At 37.9% G+C, this 5124-nt stretch carries 6 protein-coding genes; 5 read left to right on the forward strand and 1 reads right to left on the reverse strand.

Annotation, left to right across the window (positions count from 1 at the left end):
* Positions 1-487: 487 nt before the first annotated feature.
* The 5 genes from CRYPD_RS07285 to CRYPD_RS08515 all read left to right on the forward strand — a co-directional run bounded on the left by CRYPD_RS07285 (position 488) and on the right by CRYPD_RS08515 (position 4865).
* Positions 488-1156, forward strand: coding sequence for an ABC transporter ATP-binding protein (locus CRYPD_RS07285; protein ID WP_244610280.1), 669 nt, complete (start codon positions 488-490; stop codon positions 1154-1156).
* Positions 1153-2154: an extracellular solute-binding protein gene (locus CRYPD_RS07290; RefSeq protein ID WP_138146923.1), complete on the forward strand. Its 1002-nt coding sequence runs from the start codon at positions 1153-1155 to the stop codon at positions 2152-2154. Before CRYPD_RS07285 ends, CRYPD_RS07290 begins: the two co-directional genes overlap by 4 nt.
* 20 nt (positions 2155-2174) lie before the next feature.
* Positions 2175-3779, forward strand: a complete 1605-nt coding sequence (locus tag CRYPD_RS07295) for an ABC transporter permease (RefSeq protein WP_138146924.1) — start codon at positions 2175-2177, stop codon at positions 3777-3779.
* Between the two features lie 219 nt (positions 3780-3998).
* The gene (locus CRYPD_RS08400; RefSeq protein WP_280178685.1) at positions 3999-4127 is read left to right on the forward strand and encodes a hypothetical protein; all 129 of its coding nucleotides are present in this window, start codon (positions 3999-4001) and stop codon (positions 4125-4127) included.
* Between the two features lie 489 nt (positions 4128-4616).
* Entirely contained in the window at positions 4617-4865 is a 249-nt protein-coding gene (locus CRYPD_RS08515; protein WP_171004395.1) for a helix-turn-helix domain-containing protein, read from the forward strand.
* On the opposite strand, the gene CRYPD_RS08190 is transcribed toward CRYPD_RS08515, so the two are convergent.
* Complete coding sequence (locus CRYPD_RS08190; RefSeq protein ID WP_171004396.1) at positions 4831-4980, reverse strand: hypothetical protein; 150 nt, start codon at positions 4978-4980, stop codon at positions 4831-4833. The two genes, CRYPD_RS08515 and CRYPD_RS08190, sit on opposite strands and share 35 nt — an antisense overlap.
* Between the last annotated feature and the right edge of the window lie 144 nt (positions 4981-5124).

A 5124-nucleotide genomic window follows, 5' to 3' on the forward strand; every position in this document is an offset into this window, starting at 1 on the left:
GTCTAATTTTTGCTCAATTGTTAGATTTATTCTCTCTTTTCTGGTTTTTATTATTTGCGTCATTTTGACCTCCTTATTTTTTGTATTATAAGGCTATCTTTGTGTCTAAGAAAGTTAGATCATTACATACCTATTCTTTAGAACAAAGGTCTAAAATTATGAAAACCCTCATATTTTATACCCCAAAAGGAGAAAAAACATGAGCAACACAACACTATAGAAGCAACCAAAAGAACACAGACATCAACCAACAAAAGTTCCAAACTTTCGCCAGTGAGCTCGCTCAAATATATAGATTACAAAGGTAGAAAGCAGGTTGCCAGTAGCATGCCAATTGATTATATGTATTTTGTTAAAAACCAATAATAACGATAAAAATGACAATTTTTAAGTTGTGTTTTGCCAGAGATTTGCTTGTTATGGCAGTAAGCAATTAATTGGTATTTATTATAACTTTCTTATATAATATTGATAATCATTCTTATTAGTGTTTATTAGTGTTATGTTAGTTGTTCGTAATCTTACCATACAATATCAAGATAATCAGGTTTTACAAGGTTTTGAGCTTGAATTGGCACAGGGTGAGATTTTTGCTTTGTTGGGTGGTAGCGGTAGCGGGAAAAGTTCGGCGTTGCGTTTTATCGCAGGTCTAGATGAGGTGCGCAGTGGCAGTGTGGCCTTGGACGGAGAGCTACTTTCAGACAATGGACAGCATCAGACGCCACCTGAGAGCCGTGGTATGGGCATGGTGTTTCAAGATTATGCGTTGTTTCCGCATATGAGTGTTGAGAAAAATATTGCTTTTGGTATTGACTACCAATCTAAGCGTGAGCAACAAATACGAGTTAAAGCCTTGCTGTCTTTGGTTGGCTTGTCTGGTATTGAAAAAAAATATCCACATCAATTATCTGGTGGCGAGCAGCAGCGAGTAGCTTTGGCTCGTGCGTTAGCACCTGAGCCAAAGTTATTATTATTAGATGAATCTTTTTCTAATTTAGATCAAAAACATCGAGAGGTTTTGGCTAATCAGGTGAGAGGAGTTTTAAAAAAAACCAACACCACGGCTATTTTGGTAACGCATGATAAGGCTGAAGCAGTCGCATTCTCAGACCGATATGGCAGCATTAAAAATCAAAGATTACAGGAGGAAAAATGATAAAAATATTAATATTTTCATTATTAACAATGGGCAGTATTGCCGCAGTTTCGGCAGCTGATGACGAGTCGGTTACTGTGTATAGCTCTAGAAAAGAGCATCTAATTAAGCCATTATTTGATGCATTTACAAAAGAGACGGGCATTAAAGTGGATTATTTAACAGGTACGGGCGGTGCGTTAATTGAGCGCTTAAAGCTGGAGGGTAAAAACACCAAAGCTGATATGTTTATGACGGTAGATGCGGGTAATCTTTGGTATATAGGCTCACAGGGGCTGTTTCAGGCAGTGCAAACGCAAGTGTTAAAAAACAATATTCCTAATCATCTAAGAGATCCTAAAGGTTTGTGGACAGGGCTGTCAGTGCGTGCTAGAACCCTTGTGTATAACACTGAGCAAGTCAATCCAAGCGAATTATCTACTTATGCAGATTTGGCGTTACCAAAATGGGAAGGGCGCTTGTGCCTAAGAACCAGTAAAAAGATTTACACCAAATCTTTGGTGGCATCGTTAATTTATCATCATGGAGAGGATAAGGCGGGCGATATTATTAGTGGCTGGGTGAATAATTTGGCAGCCACACCAAATGCCAAAGATTCGCATATAATGAATGCAATTTTATCTGGGCAATGTGATGTTGGCTTGGTTAATACTTATTATTATGGGCGTTTAATGGCAAAAAAACCCAATTCTCCGTTGAAATTATTCTGGGCTAATCAAAACACCACAGGCGTACATGTGAATATATCGGGTGCCGGCGTGACTAAATATGCAAAAAACTCAAAGTCGGCTATTAAGCTACTAGAGTGGCTTTCTGGTACTAAAGCACAGGTAATTTATGGCTCGTTAAATAAAGAATATCCTGCCAATCAAAATATCGCCTCAGACGAGGTCGTGTCTGCATGGGGCGCCTTCAAGCAAGATGATATGAATTTGTCACAAGTAGGTATTTTGCAAGCCACAGCGGTTAAATTAATGCAGAAAAAAGGCTACCGTTAAAGCAAATTGCCCCTAAATCTATGCAAAGATGTTTAAACACAAAAATCTGGATAAGTGTATTGGCATTGCTTGTAGCATTGCCTATTTTTGTGGTAACTTTTTCTTGGGCTTTGCCTGAACACGAGTTGTGGGCGCATTTTTCTGAAAACTTATTGCCAAATTTAATCCACTCTACCGTTGTTTTGTTAGTCGGTGTTGGTATTGGCGTAACCTTGCTTGGCACGGTATTGGCGTATTTGGTAGTGATGGTAGAATTTCCGGGCAGAAAGTGGTTGGAGTGGGTGTTGTTTTTGCCATTTGCCATTCCTGCGTATGTGCTGGCTTTTGTATATTTGGGTGTGTTTGATTATTCAGGCTATGCGCAGGTATGGATGCGAGAAGCATTAGACTTGCCAGGGTTTGATATTCGCTCGGGGTCGTGGGCAATTATTTTGACTTTTGTGCTGGTTTTTTACCCTTATGTTTATATGATGGCGCGTGCGTCGTTTAAGCGCCAAAGAATTAATATGATTGAGGCAGGAAAATTGCTGGGTGCAAGCCCACTTAAAGTATTTTTTAAAATATCCTTGCCTTTAGCTCGTCCAGCAGCAGCAGCAGGTTTGCTGGTAACGCTAATGGAAACTTTGGCTGATTTTGGCGTGGTAGGTTTGTTTAATTACGATACATTTACCACAGCAATTTATTCTGCGTGGGGTGATTATCGTTCTATTGAGGTGGCGGCACAGCTGGCATCGTTGTTAGTATTGGCGGCATTTTTCTTGATTTATTTTGAGAAAAAAGCCCGTGGTCAGGCTAAATATTATTCTACCAATGTAAGCAATAAAAAACCCTATCAAGCGCATGGCGCTGTTGGCTGGCTGATTGCTTTGTTTGTTTTTGGCGTGTTTATGCTTTCGTTTGCCATGCCAATGTTGCAATTGCTCATTTGGGGCTGGGAATCTGTCGCCCAAGAATGGAGCGCAAAGTATTTTGATTTGATTTCATCAACGGTCATTTTAACTTTAAGTGCGGTAATTATTACCCTTGTGATTGCCATAGTATTAGCGCTTCCTAGCCGTTGCAAACAAGGCAGTATTTGGTTGAAAAGCGTAACTCAATTGGCAACTTTGGGTTACGCTTTGCCAGGCTCAGTAATGGCAGTGGGCTTACTTTACGGTATCAATCAAATTTCTGTGGTTAATATATATTTTGGTGGCGAGTCAATTAATCACCTTATTTTTGGCTCAATTGCCTTGTTATTATTTGCTTATGTATCGCGTTTTATGGCGATTGCTTATAGTTCTATTGAGGCATCTGCCCAGCAAATTAAACCCGTATTTATGCAAAGTGCACGCTTGTTAGGCGCATCTCGTTTAAAGCTCGTTATGCAAGTATATTTACCTATGATAACACCGGGAATTTTGGCAGGTGGATTATTGGTAGCAGTCGATGTGATGAAAGAACTGCCTGCAACCTATTTACTGCGTCCCTTTGGTTGGGACACGCTTGCTATTCAAGTCTATGAACTCAGTGCGGAAGGATTGTTTGAGCGTGCTGCTGTGCCAGCGTTGATTATGGTGTTGTTTGGTTCGGTGTTAATGTTAATCTTTCAAGTGTTGGATAAACACACTTCTAAGGGGGCTTAATTTAACATACAACATGGAAAATATTATGCGATCTTTACCAAAATCCTTGCCACTAAGGATGCAGATATTGTCTTACTAGCGTACTCTTGATCAGAAAAAATGTAGTAGTCAAATCTACAATACTCGTGAGTTGTGTAAATTATTCAAACCTCCTTGCAGTAGTTATTATTGAGCTAAGGTCAGTAACAAGTCAATAAGAGAAATTCAATTATTGTTTCATTGGGTTTAATTAACATCATTGATACTGCAATGATTAAAGCCAAACAATCACACAAGCGTAAAGGTAATAACGGTAATAACACTCAAGATAGCGAAGCCGTTTACAATACAAAAATTACCTCTAGGTAAACGCAAAGCCACCTATGGTTTTAAAATGCATGCCAATACTGAACATTAGGCAATGTGCACGATTCGAAAGAATTTGATAAACTACTTGATACTGAAAAGACCAAAAACAACACCCATTCATTCGCTATATTGTTGAGCGTACTTCAAACTTCATCATGGATTAGACAAAGCAAGATACCTTGGCTTAGAGGGAGATAAAGCCAGTGTAACTAATTGCCATGAGTCATAATCTGAAAACTGGAGTGAACATTTTTAAACAGAGGTGAAGTTTGCAAGATTGTTGTGCTCAATGAGTGAGAAAAGGCTAAGAATAGAGGAATAAAGCGATAAAAAACCAAATAAACAAGGTGTTTTTTGGTTTTCATAGGAAAATATGAAAAATTTTAAAAAAAATTGCAAAAGTTGAAATTAAGATGAGAAATTATAAATTATGCAAAGGTCTCTAATAAATTTAAAGTTAAAATATCATTTTTATTAGCATAAATAACAGTGGAACTAACCAGTAGTCAAATTAATAAAAATGTATCTGATACTATTAAATTTCATCGTATTCAACGCAGACTAAGCTTATCCGAACTTGGTCGTATGATTAATATTACTCAACAACAAATGTCACGCTATGAATTAAATATTAGTCAACTTAATGTGGTCTATCTCTACAAGTTATCGAAAGTGTTTGATATTGACACATGTTCTTTTTATACTAATAGAGACCTTTGCATAAATAGGGATGATTAGCAAAATTCAATTTTTGCCAGATTGGTGATTTTTTTAAACCTTGTCCTAGCAGGGCTAAGGCTGGGTTTAAAAAATCGCCAAGCGGGTGAAAAGTGGATTTTTGATGATTATTCATATTTATGCAAAGGTCTCTAATAGAGACCTTTGCATAAATCAACCAAAACCACACCAATCCAGTAAAATAACAATGTCTTGGAAACAAACAACTCAACATTCATTCGCAGACTCTCTTGTTGTAGAGCATAAATCTCTATCAGAG

This window comes from Bathymodiolus heckerae thiotrophic gill symbiont (genome assembly GCF_900180345.1).
Taxonomy (GTDB): Bacteria; Pseudomonadota; Gammaproteobacteria; order PS1; family Pseudothioglobaceae; genus Thiodubiliella.